At 49.7% G+C, this 14,585-nt stretch carries 21 protein-coding genes; 19 read left to right on the top strand and 2 right to left on the bottom strand.

The window, feature by feature from the left end; all coding sequences use genetic code 11:
* The first annotated feature begins 67 nt into the window (after positions 1–67).
* The 16 genes from FHT67_RS28205 (at position 68) to FHT67_RS28130 (ending at position 10,846) form a co-directional block, all read left to right on the top strand.
* Positions 68–718 (top strand): adenylate kinase, encoded by a 651-nt coding sequence (locus FHT67_RS28205; protein ID WP_167202037.1) that lies wholly within the window; start codon positions 68–70, stop codon positions 716–718.
* A complete protein-coding gene (gene map / locus FHT67_RS28200; RefSeq protein ID WP_132313342.1) occupies positions 718–1,476 on the top strand; it encodes a type I methionyl aminopeptidase in 759 nt (252 codons plus the stop codon). Before FHT67_RS28205 ends, map begins: the two co-directional genes overlap by 1 nt.
* Positions 1,477–1,482: 6 nt before the next feature.
* The gene (locus tag FHT67_RS28195) at positions 1,483–1,764 is read left to right on the top strand and encodes a KOW domain-containing RNA-binding protein (protein ID WP_015847201.1); all 282 of its coding nucleotides are present in this window, start codon (positions 1,483–1,485) and stop codon (positions 1,762–1,764) included.
* A 2-nt stretch (positions 1,765–1,766) separates the two neighbouring features.
* Complete coding sequence (gene infA / locus FHT67_RS28190) at positions 1,767–1,982, top strand: translation initiation factor IF-1 (RefSeq protein ID WP_015847200.1); 216 nt, start codon at positions 1,767–1,769, stop codon at positions 1,980–1,982.
* A 45-nt stretch (positions 1,983–2,027) separates the two neighbouring features.
* The gene (gene rpmJ, locus FHT67_RS28185; protein ID WP_003333770.1) at positions 2,028–2,141 is read left to right on the top strand and encodes a 50S ribosomal protein L36; all 114 of its coding nucleotides are present in this window, start codon (positions 2,028–2,030) and stop codon (positions 2,139–2,141) included.
* Positions 2,142–2,159: 18 nt separating this feature from the next.
* Positions 2,160–2,528, top strand: a complete 369-nt coding sequence (rpsM, locus tag FHT67_RS28180) for a 30S ribosomal protein S13 (protein ID WP_015847199.1) — start codon at positions 2,160–2,162, stop codon at positions 2,526–2,528.
* 20 nt (positions 2,529–2,548) lie between these two features.
* A complete protein-coding gene (gene rpsK, locus FHT67_RS28175) occupies positions 2,549–2,944 on the top strand; it encodes a 30S ribosomal protein S11 (protein ID WP_015847198.1) in 396 nt (131 codons plus the stop codon).
* 126 nt (positions 2,945–3,070) lie between these two features.
* A complete protein-coding gene (locus FHT67_RS28170) occupies positions 3,071–4,015 on the top strand; it encodes a DNA-directed RNA polymerase subunit alpha (protein WP_015847197.1) in 945 nt (314 codons plus the stop codon).
* Positions 4,016–4,063: 48 nt separating this feature from the next.
* Entirely contained in the window at positions 4,064–4,429 is a 366-nt protein-coding gene (rplQ, locus tag FHT67_RS28165) for a 50S ribosomal protein L17 (protein ID WP_091190749.1), read from the top strand.
* Between the two features lie 389 nt (positions 4,430–4,818).
* Complete coding sequence (gene truA / locus FHT67_RS28160) at positions 4,819–5,565, top strand: tRNA pseudouridine(38-40) synthase TruA (RefSeq protein WP_167202036.1); 747 nt, start codon at positions 4,819–4,821, stop codon at positions 5,563–5,565.
* A 198-nt stretch (positions 5,566–5,763) separates the two neighbouring features.
* A complete protein-coding gene (gene rplM / locus FHT67_RS28155) occupies positions 5,764–6,201 on the top strand; it encodes a 50S ribosomal protein L13 (protein ID WP_132313346.1) in 438 nt (145 codons plus the stop codon).
* 18 nt (positions 6,202–6,219) lie between these two features.
* A complete protein-coding gene (gene rpsI / locus FHT67_RS28150) occupies positions 6,220–6,612 on the top strand; it encodes a 30S ribosomal protein S9 (protein WP_015847193.1) in 393 nt (130 codons plus the stop codon).
* Between the two features lie 197 nt (positions 6,613–6,809).
* Positions 6,810–7,505 (top strand): phosphoadenylyl-sulfate reductase, encoded by a 696-nt coding sequence (locus tag FHT67_RS28145; protein ID WP_167202035.1) that lies wholly within the window; start codon positions 6,810–6,812, stop codon positions 7,503–7,505.
* Positions 7,506–7,568: 63 nt separating this feature from the next.
* Positions 7,569–8,738 carry a sulfate adenylyltransferase gene (sat, locus tag FHT67_RS28140; protein WP_167202034.1) on the top strand — a complete coding sequence of 390 codons (1,170 nt, stop codon included), beginning with the start codon at positions 7,569–7,571 and terminating at the stop codon, positions 8,736–8,738.
* Positions 8,739–8,874: 136 nt separating this feature from the next.
* A complete protein-coding gene (gene cwlD / locus FHT67_RS28135; protein ID WP_481856741.1) occupies positions 8,875–9,654 on the top strand; it encodes an N-acetylmuramoyl-L-alanine amidase CwlD in 780 nt (259 codons plus the stop codon).
* Positions 9,655–9,751: 97 nt separating this feature from the next.
* Entirely contained in the window at positions 9,752–10,846 is a 1,095-nt protein-coding gene (locus tag FHT67_RS28130; protein ID WP_167202032.1) for an Mrp/NBP35 family ATP-binding protein, read from the top strand.
* Positions 10,847–10,941: 95 nt separating this feature from the next.
* On the opposite strand, the gene gerD is transcribed toward FHT67_RS28130, so the two are convergent.
* On the bottom strand, positions 10,942–11,649 hold the full coding sequence (gerD, locus tag FHT67_RS28125; RefSeq protein WP_347813066.1) for a spore germination lipoprotein GerD: 708 nt from the start codon (positions 11,647–11,649) through the stop codon (positions 10,942–10,944).
* A gap of 185 nt (positions 11,650–11,834) precedes the next feature.
* Here gerD and FHT67_RS28120 point away from each other — a divergent pair, with 185 nt between their 5' ends.
* A complete protein-coding gene (locus FHT67_RS28120) occupies positions 11,835–12,458 on the top strand; it encodes a KinB-signaling pathway activation protein (protein WP_165930844.1) in 624 nt (207 codons plus the stop codon).
* Positions 12,459–12,461: 3 nt separating this feature from the next.
* Here FHT67_RS28120 and pdaB read toward each other — a convergent pair whose 3' ends face one another.
* Positions 12,462–13,286 carry a polysaccharide deacetylase family sporulation protein PdaB gene (gene pdaB, locus FHT67_RS28115; protein ID WP_132313355.1) on the bottom strand — a complete coding sequence of 275 codons (825 nt, stop codon included), beginning with the start codon at positions 13,284–13,286 and terminating at the stop codon, positions 12,462–12,464.
* A 117-nt stretch (positions 13,287–13,403) separates the two neighbouring features.
* Here pdaB and FHT67_RS28110 point away from each other — a divergent pair, with 117 nt between their 5' ends.
* On the top strand, positions 13,404–14,027 hold the full coding sequence (locus tag FHT67_RS28110) for a stage II sporulation protein M (protein ID WP_132313357.1): 624 nt from the start codon (positions 13,404–13,406) through the stop codon (positions 14,025–14,027).
* 135 nt (positions 14,028–14,162) lie between these two features.
* Positions 14,163–14,384 carry a hypothetical protein gene (locus FHT67_RS28105; RefSeq protein ID WP_015847185.1) on the top strand — a complete coding sequence of 74 codons (222 nt, stop codon included), beginning with the start codon at positions 14,163–14,165 and terminating at the stop codon, positions 14,382–14,384.
* Positions 14,385–14,585: the final 201 nt, after the last annotated feature.

Genomic DNA, 14,585 nt, shown 5'->3' with positions numbered 1-14,585 from the left:
CGTAACGTCGCAGGCGCGATGGACGGAACCCGCACGAGCCTATTGTGCTTAAAGCGAGGAAGAATGAATGAACATTTTATTCATGGGTCCTCCGGGGGCCGGTAAAGGGACGCAGGCAGAACGTATCGTTGAAGAGTTTGGCATTCCGCACATCTCGACTGGCGATGCATTCCGTCTTGCGATGAAACAGGGGACTCCGCTCGGTCTTAAAGCGAAAGAGTTTGTCGATCAAGGCTTGCTCGTTCCCGATGAGATTACGAACGGTATTGTCAAAGAACGTCTTGCTCAAGACGATTGCAATAAAGGTTTCTTGCTTGACGGTTTTCCGCGTACGCTGCAGCAAGCCGAAGCGCTTGATGTTATGCTTACCGAACTGAACCGCAGCATTGACCATGTTGTTAATTTGAAGGTAGACCGCGGCTTGCTGCTTGCCCGTCTGACTGGCAGACGCATTTGTAAAGCCTGCGGATCGACATACCACGTAATGTTCAACCCACCGAAACAAGAAGGCGTCTGCGACAAATGCGGCGGCGAATTGTACCAACGGTCGGATGACACGGAAGAGAAAGTCGGAACGCGTCTTGACGAGTATATCTCGAAAACCGCGCCGCTTCTTGACTACTACAACGGTAAAGGTCTACTTCGCGAAGTCGACGGCGAGAAGGAAATCGATACGGTTACGGCCGAGATTGTTTCCTGCTTGCGAGGTTCATTGTAATGATCATTTGCAAATCCGATTCGGAGCTGCGATATATGAGGGAAGCCGGCCGCATTGTAGCGGAGACGCACCGGATTATGGCTGAAGCGGTAAAGCCCGGGGTTACGACCCTGGAGCTCGATCAGCTGGCCGAGGCGTACATTCGCAGCCAAGGCGCTGAGCCATCCTTTAAAGGTTACAATGGTTTTCCTGCCAGCATTTGCGCTTCTGTAAATGACGAGCTGGTACACGGTTTTCCCGGACCTCGTAAGTTGAACGAAGGCGATATTATAAGCATCGACATTGGAGCCGAGTACAAAGGCTATCATGGCGACTCGGCCTGGACTTATCCGGTCGGCAACGTATCGGATGAAGTCAAGCGGTTGCTTGAGGTGACAGAAGAGTCTCTGTACGCAGGGGTTAATCTGATCCGCCCAGATGTTCGTTTATTTACAATATCGCATGCGGTTCAACAGGTTGCCGAAGCGGCGGGCTTTTCGATTGTACGGGAATTTGTCGGACACGGTATTGGCAAGGACCTCCATGAGGAACCGCAAATTCCGAATTACGGCATTCCGGATCGCGGGCCGCGTCTTAAGCCAGGAATGGTGCTTTGCATCGAACCTATGGTCAACATCGGCGAACGTTACGTTCGCACGCTTGAAGACAATTGGACGGTCGTAACGGAAGACGGCTCTTGGTGCGCTCACTTCGAGCACACGGTTGCCGTAACGGAGGACGGATTCGAAATTTTGACGAAACTACCGCAGTCGGTGTAATCTGTTATGGATAAGCAACCGCAAATCGGTCAAATCGTTAAGGTGCTTCGGGGCAAAGATGAGAACAGCTATGCTGTTATTATTGAAATTGTTGACGAACGCTTCGTACTGATCGTCGATGGCGATAAGCGGAGGTTTGATCAACCGAAGAAAAAGAACGTTCTGCATCTCGAGTTACAACCCGCTATAAGCAGCGAAGTTACAAGCAGCTTGCTTGAAACGGGCAGGGTGACCAATGCCAAGTTACGTTATGTGATTCAGAAGTACGCACATGCGAAAGGAGAATGACGGTGGCTAAGGAAGACGTCATTGAGGTCGAAGGTACGGTAATCGAACCGCTGCCGAATGCCATGTTCAAGGTGGAGCTGGAGAACGGTCATCAAATTCTCGCACATGTTTCCGGTAAGCTCAGAATGCATTTCATCCGTATTCTGACTGGGGACAAAGTGGTTATACAGTTATCGCCTTATGATTTATCAAGAGGGCGCATCACCTATCGGAAGTAGGCCGCCTCGCGGTTTGCTCTCGAAGGATTCGGGAGGTAATTCACAATGAAGGTTAGACCTTCGGTAAAGCCGATTTGCGAAAAATGCAAAGTCATTCGTCGCAAAGGTAACGTTATGGTAATTTGTGAAAATCCGAAACACAAACAAAAACAAGGATAAAAGGAGGGACAATGGCTTATGGCACGTATTGCTGGTGTAGATATTCCGCGTGATAAACGCGTTGAAATCGCCCTGACGTACATTTTCGGTATTGGCAAAACAACTTCGCAAAAGATTCTGGCTTCTACTGGCGTGAACCCTGATACTCGCGTTCGCGATCTGACAGAAGACGAACTTGCTAAATTGCGCGAAGCAATTGACAAATCCGTTAAAGTGGAAGGCGACCTTCGTCGTGAGATTTCGCTTAACATTAAACGTCTGATTGAGATCGGCTGCTACCGTGGCGTTCGTCATCGTCGTGGCTTGCCTGTTCGCGGTCAACGTACGAAAACAAATGCGCGTACGCGTAAAGGTCCTCGTCGGACTGTAGCTAACAAGAAGAAATAATAAAGGGGTGAAATAGGGCAATGGCTAAACCTAAAAAAGTCGTTCGTACAAAACGTCGTGACCGGAAAAATATTGAGTCGGGCGTAGCACACATCCGTTCGACATTCAATAACACGATCGTAACGATCACTGACCCTCATGGCAACGCAATCTCTTGGGCAAGCTCCGGTAACCTGGGCTTCAAGGGTTCGCGTAAATCCACGCCTTTCGCAGCGCAAATGGCAGCTGAAGCAGCAGCTAAAGCAGCGATGGAGCATGGCATGAAAGCTGTTGAGGTTATGGTTAAAGGTCCTGGCGCAGGCCGCGAAGCAGCGATCCGTTCGCTTCAAGCAGCTGGTCTGGAAGTTAACCTGATTAAAGACGTAACGCCAGTTCCTCACAACGGATGCCGTCCGCCGAAACGTCGTCGCGTATAGTTGGATCCGCTGTGGTATCAAATAACAACAACTTGTGAATAATGGTTGTGAAGGTTTGGCATACTACGAGATTTGACTAAACAATACGAATGGTAACGGAGCGACGTTTGAAGGAGGGTACTATTAGTGATTGAGATCGAAAAGCCGAAAATCGAGACCGTAGATTTGAATGAGGATGGAACTTACGGGCGTTTCGTAGTAGAACCGCTCGAGCGTGGATATGGCACGACGCTTGGAAATTCGCTTCGCCGAATTTTGTTGTCCTCGCTGCCGGGTGCGGCAGTAACATCCGTTCAGATCGACGGAGTGCTTCACGAGTTCTCTACGGTTCCTGGAGTGATCGAAGACGTAACTGAGATCATTTTGAACTTGAAAGGCCTCTCGTTGAAAATCCACTCCGATGAAGAAAAGGTGTTGGAAATCGACGCTGAAGGCGAAGGAATCGTTACGGCAGGGGATATTCGAGCAGACAGCGATGTCGAGATTTTGAACCCTGATCTTCACATCGCAACCTTGGCCTCCGGCGCGCGGCTCCATTTGCGAATTTTTGCCAATCGCGGACGTGGTTACGTCCAGGCGGACCGTAACAAGCGGGACGATCAACCGATTGGGGTTATTCCCGTTGATTCGATTTACACGCCAATTACCCGTGTCAATTACAGCGTTGAAAATACCCGCGTTGGTCAAGTAACCAACTACGACAAGCTTACGCTTGAAGTATGGACTGACGGCAGTATTAGACCGGAAGAGGCTGTAAGCCTTGGCGCTAAAATTTTGACAGAGCATTTGGACCTGTTCGTCGGATTGACCGATGAAGCCAAAGACGCGGAAATCATGGTCGAGAAGGAAGAGGACAAGAAAGAGAAAGTTCTGGAGATGACAATCGAAGAACTGGATCTGTCTGTTCGTTCCTACAACTGCTTGAAACGTGCAGGCATTAATACCGTTCAAGAGCTGATCACGAAATCCGAAGAGGACATGATGAAGGTTCGTAACCTGGGCCGTAAATCCCTCGAGGAAGTTCAAGAGAAGCTGGAAGAGCTGGGCCTTGGCCTGCGCATGGAAGAGTAGTAGCTTGAACATCTAGAACAGACTATAGGCAAGGGAGGGGAAAACAAAATGGCATATCAAAAATTGGGCCGTGACGCTAGCGCGCGGAAAGCATTGTTCCGTGACCTCGTTACTGACCTGTTCCTGTATGAGCGCATTCAAACAACAGAAGCTAAAGCGAAAGAGGTTCGTTCTATCGCTGAAAAGCTGATCACGAAAGCGAAAAAAGGTGACTTGCACGCTCGTCGTCAAGTAGCTGCATACGTTCGTCGTGAAACTGTTGATGGAGAGCAAGATGCAATCCAAAAGCTGTTCTCCGAGCTGGCCACCCGTTACTCGGAACGTGCGGGCGGATACACACGGATTTTGAAACTGGGACCTCGCCGTGGCGACGCTGCGCCTATGGTGTACCTGGAACTGGTTGACCGTGCGTAACACAAGCGTAATCAGCTCGCCGCTCTAAGCGGTTGAGCTACGTTTCGCGGTGAGAAAGGGTGGACCCTTGAGGCCACCTTTTTTTATTGCCTGCAGTGAAAAGAGCTATGGGAGTGTTAGATGTGCTGCATGAAAGGTTTGTTCTCCGATCGCTGTTGTTCACAGATTTCTTCATCACAACACGCTTAAGCGGTTGAAATCTGTGAACAAAGGCGAACGCTACGCTTCTCCGGACAAAACCTTTCATTCCGCACACGACTTCCCCGATAGCACACCTTTTCAAACAGGCAAAGAAAAGAGAGAGACCGAAAAGGGACCACCCTTTTGAATGATTAAGGGGATTGAATGTTAATTGCGTTTGTTGTTAACAGATGGGGAAGTGATGAAGGATGAGGAATATAGCAGCGACGGTAAGCTACGACGGGACCGACTTTAACGGGTTTCAGTCGCAGCCTTATGGACGGACCATCCAGCAGGAAATCGAGCTCGCAATCAAGAAGCTGACCGGCGAGGATATTATTATCCTTGGATCGGGCAGAACGGACGCAGGCGTGCATGCGATGGGACAAGTGTTCAACTTCCATACGGAATCCACGATTCCGGCGGAACGTTGGGCCATTGCCCTGAACACGCGCCTGCCGAAGGATATCGTTATTCTCGAAGCGCATGAAGTGCCGGAAGCCTTTCACTCCCGGCGTTCTGCAAAGCGGAAGACGTATCGCTACACGATTGACATGGGGAAGTTTCCGGATGTATTCTACCGGCGCTATGCGTTCCATCATCCTACACCGCTTAATGTCGAAGCCATGCAGAAGGGGCTTAGCTTCCTTGTTGGGGAACATGACTTCACATCGTTTACGTCTATACACTCGACTAAGCCGCATCATGTTCGGACCATCTACGAGGCTTATTTCGAGCGTGAAGGGCAAATGCTCCATATGTATATGACAGGCAACGGATTTCTCTATAACATGATCAGAATCGTGATGGGTACGCTGCTTCATGTCGGCCACGGAAAGCTGAAGCCGGAAGATATGGCGCGCATTTTGAAAGGCCGCAAGCGTTCTTTGGCCGGCCCTACGGCGATGCCTCACGGATTAATGCTGATGAAGGTTGAATATCCGGAAGAAATGTAATTTACATTTAATAACTTCTTGATTTAGGCCATTATCTATAGTAGAATATAACTTGTGCTTTCTTAGTGGCTCTCCCACAGCCCCGACTAAGATTGTCGCAAACTTGGCATGCAACACCTGAAATTAACAAATGTAAATTACGTTCTGAAACGTTGTTTAATAAAACTTTAACTGTAATGGAAATAAGGAGGATCATCCATGCGTACCACCTATATGGCTAAGCCAAATGAAGTTGAGCGTAAATGGTACATCATCGATGCGGCAGGCAAAACGCTTGGTCGTCTGGCTAGCGAAGCTGCAAGCCTGATCCGCGGCAAGCACAAACCGCAATTTACGCCACATGTTGACACTGGTGATTTCGTTATCGTAATCAACGCTGACAAAATCGTTCTGACCGGTAAGAAAATGCAAAACAAAATGTACTATCGTCACTCGGGCTACTCTGGCGGTTTGAAAGTAACGCCAGCTCACGAAATGATCGCTAAAAAAGCGGATCGCGCTATCGAATTGGCTGTTCACGGCATGTTGCCAAAAACTCGCCAAGGTAACGCAATGAAGCTTAGACTTAAAGCATACGCTGGTTCGGAGCATCCGCATCAAGCACAAAATCCAGAAGTTTACGAACTTCGCGGCTAATAAGGGGAGGACAGTTTCATGGCACAAGTACAATACTATGGAACCGGTCGTCGTAAACACTCTGTTGCACGTGTACGTCTGGTGCCAGGTGAAGGACGAATCATTGTTAATAAACGCGACCTGAACGAATACTTTGGTCTGGAAACATTGAAGCTGATCGTTAAGCAGCCATTGGTTCTGACTGAAACTTTGAATAACTACGACGTTATCGTTATCGCTAACGGCGGCGGTATGTCTGGTCAAGCTGGCGCTATCCGCCACGGTATCTCCCGCGCTCTGCTCAAAGCAGACCCTGAGTTCCGTCCAGCTCTGAAACGTGCTGGCTTCCTGACTCGTGACCCACGCATGAAAGAACGTAAAAAATACGGTCTCAAAGCTGCTCGTCGCGCTCCACAGTTCTCGAAACGTTAATATCGGAACCAAACACCTTCTCTGGTTGCAGAGAAGGTGTTTTTTTGTTTTTCCAAGTGTGCATGTTCAACTGGATACATGGACAGGACTTTATTTCATTTTGGTGAAAACTTATTATTGATCATTTAAGTATTAGAACGTATACTTTACTTAATAGCATATGATTTTACTTGGAATTACAAATGGAGGGCAAAACCATGAACCTGTTCGAAAAAGAAGCATTGGTTAAGCAAAAAGCGGAAGAGCTTGAAAACGCAACGCCACAAGAGATTTTGGCCTATGCAGTTGAAGCATTCCCTAGAATTACGTTTGCATGCAGCTTTGGCGCTGAAGACGTTGTACTGGTCGACATGCTGCAAAAAATCAGCCCGAAAACAGATATTTTCTACCTGGATACAGACTTCCACTTCAAAGAAACTTACGAGACGCGTGACCGAATGGTTGAACGTTACCCTGGCATTCCATTTGTTCAAGTTAAACCATTGATTACGCCCGAAGAGCAAGCTGAGCAGCATGGTCCTGAATTGTGGAAATCGGACGCTAATGCTTGCTGTAACATCCGCAAGGTAGAGCCGTTGACGAGAATTCTGTCCAAATACGAAGCATGGATTACGGGGATTCGACGTGACCAAGCTCCAACGCGAGCCAATGCGAAGAAAGTTGAATATGATACAAAATTCGGTTTGATTAAATTCAATCCAATTGCCGGTTGGACCTCGGAAGACGTATGGAATTACATCCGTGAGAACGATGTTATTTACAATCCGCTGCATGACAACAACTACCCAAGCATTGGCTGCGAGTATTGCACGCGCCAAGTAATGCCAGGAGAAGACCCTCGCGCAGGACGTTGGTCCGGTCAAGAGAAAACCGAATGCGGTCTGCATAAATAAGATCGATAAGCACTTCAAACAGCCGGCAATTGTGGTTTCGCATACCCAAGGAGGCTAACAACAATGAGTCAGATTTTACCGCATGGCGGCGAGCTTGTTAATCGTCTCGCTACTGGCGAGCAGCGCGAGGCGCTTTTGAATGAAGCGAAGGATTTGAATACGATCGTCATTAATAAATGGGCCGTATCTGACCTGGATCTTATCGCCGTTGGGGCGTTTTCGCCTCTTTCCGGCTTCATGAACGAGGCGGACTACCGCTCGGTTGTAGAGAACATGCGTCTTGCTGACGGCTCGGTGTGGAGCATTCCGGTTACACTCGCTGTAGAAAACGCAAAGGCTGCCGAGCTGCAGGCGGGCACGCGTGCTGCCCTCGTAGGGGAAGACGGCGTTACTTACGCGATTATCGATGTAGAGAGCATCTACGCCGTGGATCAGAAGGCAGAAGCGATTAACGTATTCAAGACGGACGATCTGGCGCATCCAGGCGTTCAAAAGCTGCTTTCCCGTCCATCTACTTATGTTGGCGGCGCCATCACGGTTCTGAACCGTCCACAGCCTGAGAATTTTGTAGAGTTCTATTTCGACCCGTCGGAAACTCGCCGCATATTTGCCGAAAATGGCTGGAAAACTGTTGTTGGCTTCCAAACGCGCAACCCGGTTCACCGTGCGCATGAATATATTCAGAAGACAGCCATGGAAATCGTTGACGCTCTCTTTCTGAACCCGCTTGTGGGCGAGACCAAGTCCGATGACGTTCCCGCGAACGTACGGATGAAGAGCTATCTGACTCTGCTCGAGAACTACTACCCGCAAGACCGTGTATTATTAGGCGTGTTCCCGGCGGCTATGCGTTACGCAGGCCCACGCGAAGCGATCTTCCATGCGCTTGTTCGCAAGAATTATGGCTGCAGCCACTTCATCGTAGGCCGCGATCACGCCGGTGTAGGCGACTACTATGGAACATACGAAGCGCAAGAGCTGCTTAAAACGATCCCTGCCGAAGATCTTGGCATTACGCCTCTATACTTCGAGCACAGCTTCTTCTGCACGAAATGCAGCAGCATGGCGACTACGAAGACTTGCCCTCACGGCAAGGAAGACCGCCTGACGCTGTCTGGTACCAAAGTACGCGCGTTGCTGCGGAATGGCGTTTGCCCGCCGCCGGAATTTTCCCGTCCGGAAGTCGCGAAGATTCTCATTGAAGGCATGGCACAGCAGCCGGCTTCATTTTAATAAATAGGGTTAAGAGGAGTCCAACTCCAGCTTGGCCATCATAAACAACCACCTCGTCCCATATAAATGATAAGGAGATCATTTGTATGGAAACGGGGTGGTTTTATTTATGCGCCGAAAACGTTTAGTCGTTTGGATGACCTATAAAGGGGCGCTCCGCATTGCGGGCGGCATGGCAGCGCTTGTGTTGACCTGGATACTGCTTACCCAAGGCAGCGAGCCGGTATCCCGGACCTGGAGTTATTGGACGCTGCCTTTATCGGGCAAAACAATTGCGATCGATGCGGGGCATGGCGGCGTTGACGGTGGTGCGGTAAGCAAGGAGGGGGTAGTCGAAAAGGATCTGAACCTCGCGATTGCGCTGTACCTCAGAGATTATTTGCAGCAGGCGGGAGCTATTGTACTGCTCACCAGAGAAGGGGATTACGATCTGGCTGCGCAGGATACGAAGGGGTATTCCAAGCGCAAGACGGAGGATTTGCTGCAGCGAGTCGCCAACATCAAGGAAAGTAAGCCAAGCCTTGTTGTCAGCATTCATATGAACAGCATTCCGTCTGCGAAGTGGTCGGGAGCCCAAACGTTTTTTAACCCTGCCAATCATCCGGACAACCAGGTGCTTGCCACGTTTATACAAAACGAGATCCGTCGCAATCTGGAGAACACGAGCAGGGTAGCCGTAAAGGATAAAAATAACGTGTACCTTCTTAAAGCGTTGAATGACATTCCTACGGCGCTTGTTGAAGTCGGATTCCTGTCCAACCCGGGCGAAGCCGCGCGTCTGGCCGATTCGAATTACCAGCGGCAGGTGGCCGCCTCGATCTATCAGGGTATTCTCCGGTATTCCTCGGGGGAAAAGCTGAGCGCGAATTCGGCGACGGACGCCGCATCGGACATGGAGGCGGAACCTGCCAATTAAACATGTCCCGCTTAATATGTTATAATCATTTTAAATAAGCAGCTTTATTTACGCTTACACCTACAACTACTCTCTTACATAAAGGTGGGACTCATTCATGTTGACACGTGAACAAGCTCTGGAAGCCGTCGGTTCCGTGACGGCCCCATATAGCGCGGACGCCGTTGCCGTCCGCGATGTTGTCGTGAAGGACCGTCAGGTATCGATGACGGTCTTGACAGCCAGCGAGGACATTCGTCCCTCGCTGGAAACCGCGCTGCGCGAAGCGCTCGCGCGGGCTGGCGCCGAAACCGTGCATTGCCGGTTTCGCGCGCTGGAGGGCGGCGCAGGCGCAGCTGCCGCGCCGCAAGGACAAGCCGGCGGCAAAGCCCGGCCGGCCGCGGCAAACGGCCCCGTGCAAGGGCACGGGGCCGGGATCGAGAGCCCGCTGCTTGCCGCTGGCAGCGGGGTGCAGTTCATCGCAGTCGCCAGCGGCAAAGGCGGCGTCGGCAAATCGACGGTGACCGTCAATCTCGCGGTCGCCTTAGCCCGCAAGGGCAAACGCGTCGGCATCATCGATGCCGATATTTACGGTTTTAGCGTGCCCGATATGATGGGCATCGAGACACGCCCCCAGATCGTGAACGAGCGCGTTATCCCGATTGAACGGTTTGGCGTCAAAGTCATGTCGATGGGCTTCTTTGTCGAAGACAACAGCCCGATCGTATGGCGCGGGCCGATGCTGGGCAAGATGCTTCGCAACTTCTTTGCCGAGATCGAATGGGGCGAGCTGGATTACCTGCTGCTTGACCTGCCTCCGGGTACGGGCGATGTGGCGCTCGACGTCCATCAGATTATTCCGCAGAGCAAAGAGATTATCGTAACGACGCCTCATGCGACTGCTGCCTTTGTAGCGGCCCGCGCAGGGGCTATGGCCATCAAGACTGAGCACGAGATTATTGGCGTTGTGGAGAACATGTCCTATTACAAATGCAGCAAATGCGGTGAGCCGGAGTACATCTTCGGGCGCGGCGGCGGTGCCCGCCTTGCGGAATCCCTGCATGCCGAGCTCCTTGCCCAAATACCGTTGGGGCAGCCGGATAACCATATCTCCGAGCCGGATTTCTCGCCTTCGGTGTATAAAGCTGACACCGAGACGGGCGCGATATATCTGGATATTGCGGAACAAGTCATTCAAAAGTGTTCCCAATGATTTATGAAATGAAAAGCCCGGACCGGGAGAGAGCAAAGGCTCTCGACCCCGTCCGGGCTTTTTGTTCAGCAATGACAATCTCATCTATATCACGGTTAGGTTGAAGAATCCGAGCCGTCTCCTTCACCGCCGCCTTCGCCGTCTTGCTTATCTTGGTCGGAGGAGCCTTCATCGCCACCGCCGCCTTCTTCTTGCGATTTCTTGTCAACCTTTTCGTCCGGCTTAGGTTTAAGCTCTTCCTGTACCGCTTTTTTCATTAGATCGAGAACTTCCAGACGGAAGAGAGGGTTTTGCATCGATTCCTGCATTAGAGACATGACTTGTTTTTTATATTGCGTGCTTTGCAGCACTTCGAGAATCATTTTGTCCATTTCGGGCGTTTTGAACGCTTTGATCATTTGCTCCTGGTACGTCGGGTCCTTCATCAATTCCTTGTGGATATCCTTATTTTGCTTGTTTACGGCTTTAGCGAATTCGCCGGCAAAACGGGTATCCGTCATTAATGTCCGGATAACCTTGTCATATTCCGGAGAAACCATGACATCCTTTACCGCAAGGCGTACCTGTTCTTGATCCTGTACAGACAACAGCTTGGTTCCGCTGCCGTTGTAGCCGGACATTTGCTGGGCGGATTCCTGCAAGGCTTTTTGAGCGTCTTCGGTTTTCAGGATGTCAATAACCATCGATTTCATATCCTTGTAGCTGATCTGTTGGTTATTGCTTCCTGAAGATTCCGCACCGCAGCTTGTTAAGACAAATGTTAGGGCGGAAAGCGCCGTTAATAAAGCCAATCGCATGCGCATGCTCCCACGATCTCCCTTCTATGATTACCATTGCTGAATTTAAACGTAGTATGCGTTAATGTTCACGGGATTATCATGGCTTCGCAGTTAGCTTTTTATGACGAACGTGGTAAAATAATGGTTGGCACAGGTAAGTGCTTACAATGGCACAGTCCTCGCCAAACATGAAGGAGGATAACGGAATTATGAATTTGAAAAGATGGTTTTTTCTTTTTTGGACCTGCATGGCCGTCGGGGCTGTCGTTACCATCGTTAGCGGGTCGATCATGCAATGGACGGACCAGTCCTTCGGATTTATGGGGCTTGAGGCAGCCGGATTCAACGCCTTTATGATGGCGATGGTCGGCTTATTGATAGGCGCATTCAGCCAAATGGGGTTCTTTGCATACTTGACCCTGAATTACATTGCATTAAGCATTTTCCGCAAAAGCTATCTCTGGAACGCTCTCCAGGGTTATACGACGTTATTTGCCGTATTTGGCCTCGGTTACATGCTTTACGAGCAGCGGACCAACAATTGGTTCTTCTGGGTACTGCCGCTTGTCCTTTTGGTCTGCTCGTTGGCAGTTGCCTACGTCAAGATCAAGCAAACAAAGCCAAGCGCATTTGTGCCCACCACGTTTCTGATGTTCTTCGTGACCTTCGTGGAAGCATGGCCGGCTCTGCAAGGGGAAACCAACATTTCGGCTATCGTCTTTATGATTATCCCTTTGTTTGTCTGCAATGCTTACCAAATCTTAATGCTGCACCGCTTGCTTCATAAAAATACAACGACCGACTCTGCAACATCCGCAAAGCCGGTCGCGTAATAATCAATAGCCAGTATCCGCAGCTGCCATAGCATCCTCGAGTCCAAGCATCGTAAGAGAGGTCGTTTTGTCCTGTACGGCACGGCCTTCCGACTCGGTTTGGTTAATCAGCTCCGATACGGTTACGAATTCGTAGCCTTTCGCGCGAAGCTCATCGATGATGACAGGCAGTGCTTCATGCGTTTGCTTCACCGAATCGCTGGCATGCATAAGAATAATGTCTCCGTTATGCGCACGGCTTACGACACGGTTGATAATCTTGTCCGTTCCAATGTTCAGCCAGTCCATGGAGTCGGTATCCCATTGAATAACCTTGTAGTTGAGCTCTTCCGCGATACGGAGCACCCGTTTGTCGAAATCTCCGTTAGGGAGGCGGATGAGGTTCGGCTGCTTGCCTGTCAGGTCGGTGAGAATCGAATGCGCGGTTGTGATCTGCGTACGGATCTCTTCATCGCTAAGCTTACTGTAGTTATCGTGCTTGTGGCCATGGCTGCCGATCTCAAAGCCGTCATTCACGATATCCTTGACGATGTCGGGATGGGACTGGCTCCAAGGGGAGGATAGGAAGAAGGTTGCCTGCGTAACCCCTTTGTCTTTCAATACCTTCAGAATCGGTTCCGTACGCTTGTCCCCCCAACTGATGTCGAATGTCAGGGCTACTACTTTCTTATCCGTAGGGACACTGTATATAGCGGCCGGCTGTTGTGGTGAGAATACCGTGATGTTGTCTCTTTCTGCGTAAATAACCCCTACAGAGAAGACCAGTGCGAGAACAAGAAGGAAGTTGCGTTTTAATTTTCGTCCGTTCAGTACATAAAAAAAGTTCATCTGTTAAGGCTCCTTTCTATTGGAAGCTTGTTCTAGTACAATCCTATGCTCGTACATCCAAGATATTCATGCTTGTTCAACCGAATAAACAAGAAGTTGCAAAAGGAGGGGAGAGGCATGTTTCGCTGGTCTGAAATAAAAGCCCATTTCAAAATCATGAATCCCTACATCGCGTTTGGATTCATTTTGTTTTTTGCAGGGCTTGTCGTCGGGGGTACTAACAGCGCATTCAGCGATTATCTCGAGCAGCAGCTGAGGGCACTCGGCAGTGTGGCGGAATCACTGGATAATGCGGAGAATCCAACGCTTGCCTTTATGGTCTTTATCTTTTTAAACAATGCGATCAAGTCCATTTTCATCATCTATATAGGGGCGGTCTTCGGGATCATCCCGATTTTCTTCCTTGTTCTGAACGGCATGGTTGTAGGCTTCCTGCTCCAGCATGTGGCTGAGACGCAGGGAACGGGCGATATGCTTACGGTTGTATTGGGGCTTCTGCCTCACGGCATTATTGAGATTCCGGCGATTGTGGTGGCATGCGCTTACGGCATGAAGTTTGGCGTTCTCTTGCTCAAGGCAATTGGAAGGATCGTTATTCCGGGGAAGGAAGCGGGCAAATCCGGACGGGAAATCGAATATTTCATGATTAGATCCGTTCCGGTGGTCGTTATTTTAACGGTAGCGTTGCTTGTTGCGGCGATTATCGAAAGTACAGTTAGCGTTTGGGTAAGTTCGTTGTAATATTTTTCCGATTAATTGAGCATAACAGTAAGGCGGCGTCGTGATGCGTTATCGCAAGACGCCGCTTTTGCTTTCGATTGCCGCAGCAAAACTTAGCTGCAGGGCCAATACAGCTTAGGAGGGCGCACATTAGTTATGCTAGGAATTCTATTCAACGACAAAGAATGCAAAGAACTCGATTACGTCCTGCGCAAAGAATTGGATGAGATGCTGCTTGATCTGAATGACAACCGTTTAGATGGAGATATTAAGCAAGCTATAACCAGACGGTACAAGATCATTTTCCGTATGTATGCCCGCATTGCATCTCCGAAAGAGCTGTCCCGGTATGCTTTAAATGTGCGAAATTACAGGTAGAAAAATCCAGTAAAAAAAGTTTAAAAAAAGGGTTGCAATCCTATAGACGTCCATGATATATTATCTCTTGTCGCCGCTGAGAAACGCGGTAACGACACGAAAAAAGAATTGTTCTTTGAAAACTGAACAACGAGCGAAACTGCCCCGTTAGAAATAACGGAAAAGCGATAAAACAAGTAATGAGCAAGTCAAACACCATTC

It is taken from the genome of Paenibacillus sp. BK720, assembly GCF_011761545.1.
Classification (GTDB): Bacteria; Bacillota; Bacilli; order Paenibacillales; family Paenibacillaceae; genus Pristimantibacillus.
The sequence above is the reverse complement of the archived record's forward strand: the minus strand, read 5'-3'. Positions and strand labels throughout refer to the sequence as shown.

Excerpts from the sequence above, each read along its gene's own strand:
- rplM (WP_132313346.1), top strand. The coding sequence starts at position 5,764 with ATGCGTACCACCTATATGGCTAAGCCAAATGAAGTTGAGCGTAAATGG.
- pdaB (WP_132313355.1), bottom strand. The coding sequence starts at position 13,286 with ATGAACTTTTTTTATGTACTGAACGGACGAAAATTAAAACGCAACTTC.
- gerD (WP_347813066.1), bottom strand. The coding sequence starts at position 11,649 with ATGCGCATGCGATTGGCTTTATTAACGGCGCTTTCCGCCCTAACATTT.
- sat (WP_167202034.1), top strand. The coding sequence starts at position 7,569 with ATGAGTCAGATTTTACCGCATGGCGGCGAGCTTGTTAATCGTCTCGCT.
- truA (WP_167202036.1), top strand. The coding sequence starts at position 4,819 with ATGAGGAATATAGCAGCGACGGTAAGCTACGACGGGACCGACTTTAAC.
- FHT67_RS28205 (WP_167202037.1), top strand. The coding sequence starts at position 68 with ATGAACATTTTATTCATGGGTCCTCCGGGGGCCGGTAAAGGGACGCAG.
- rpsM (WP_015847199.1), top strand. The coding sequence starts at position 2,160 with ATGGCACGTATTGCTGGTGTAGATATTCCGCGTGATAAACGCGTTGAA.
- FHT67_RS28120 (WP_165930844.1), top strand. The coding sequence starts at position 11,835 with ATGAATTTGAAAAGATGGTTTTTTCTTTTTTGGACCTGCATGGCCGTC.
- map (WP_132313342.1), top strand. The coding sequence starts at position 718 with ATGATCATTTGCAAATCCGATTCGGAGCTGCGATATATGAGGGAAGCC.
- FHT67_RS28195 (WP_015847201.1), top strand. The coding sequence starts at position 1,483 with ATGGATAAGCAACCGCAAATCGGTCAAATCGTTAAGGTGCTTCGGGGC.
- FHT67_RS28110 (WP_132313357.1), top strand. The coding sequence starts at position 13,404 with ATGTTTCGCTGGTCTGAAATAAAAGCCCATTTCAAAATCATGAATCCC.
- rpmJ (WP_003333770.1), top strand. The coding sequence starts at position 2,028 with ATGAAGGTTAGACCTTCGGTAAAGCCGATTTGCGAAAAATGCAAAGTC.
- rplQ (WP_091190749.1), top strand. The coding sequence starts at position 4,064 with ATGGCATATCAAAAATTGGGCCGTGACGCTAGCGCGCGGAAAGCATTG.
- FHT67_RS28145 (WP_167202035.1), top strand. The coding sequence starts at position 6,810 with ATGAACCTGTTCGAAAAAGAAGCATTGGTTAAGCAAAAAGCGGAAGAG.
- FHT67_RS28130 (WP_167202032.1), top strand. The coding sequence starts at position 9,752 with ATGTTGACACGTGAACAAGCTCTGGAAGCCGTCGGTTCCGTGACGGCC.
- rpsK (WP_015847198.1), top strand. The coding sequence starts at position 2,549 with ATGGCTAAACCTAAAAAAGTCGTTCGTACAAAACGTCGTGACCGGAAA.
- cwlD (WP_481856741.1), top strand. The coding sequence starts at position 8,875 with ATGACCTATAAAGGGGCGCTCCGCATTGCGGGCGGCATGGCAGCGCTT.
- FHT67_RS28105 (WP_015847185.1), top strand. The coding sequence starts at position 14,163 with ATGCTAGGAATTCTATTCAACGACAAAGAATGCAAAGAACTCGATTAC.
- rpsI (WP_015847193.1), top strand. The coding sequence starts at position 6,220 with ATGGCACAAGTACAATACTATGGAACCGGTCGTCGTAAACACTCTGTT.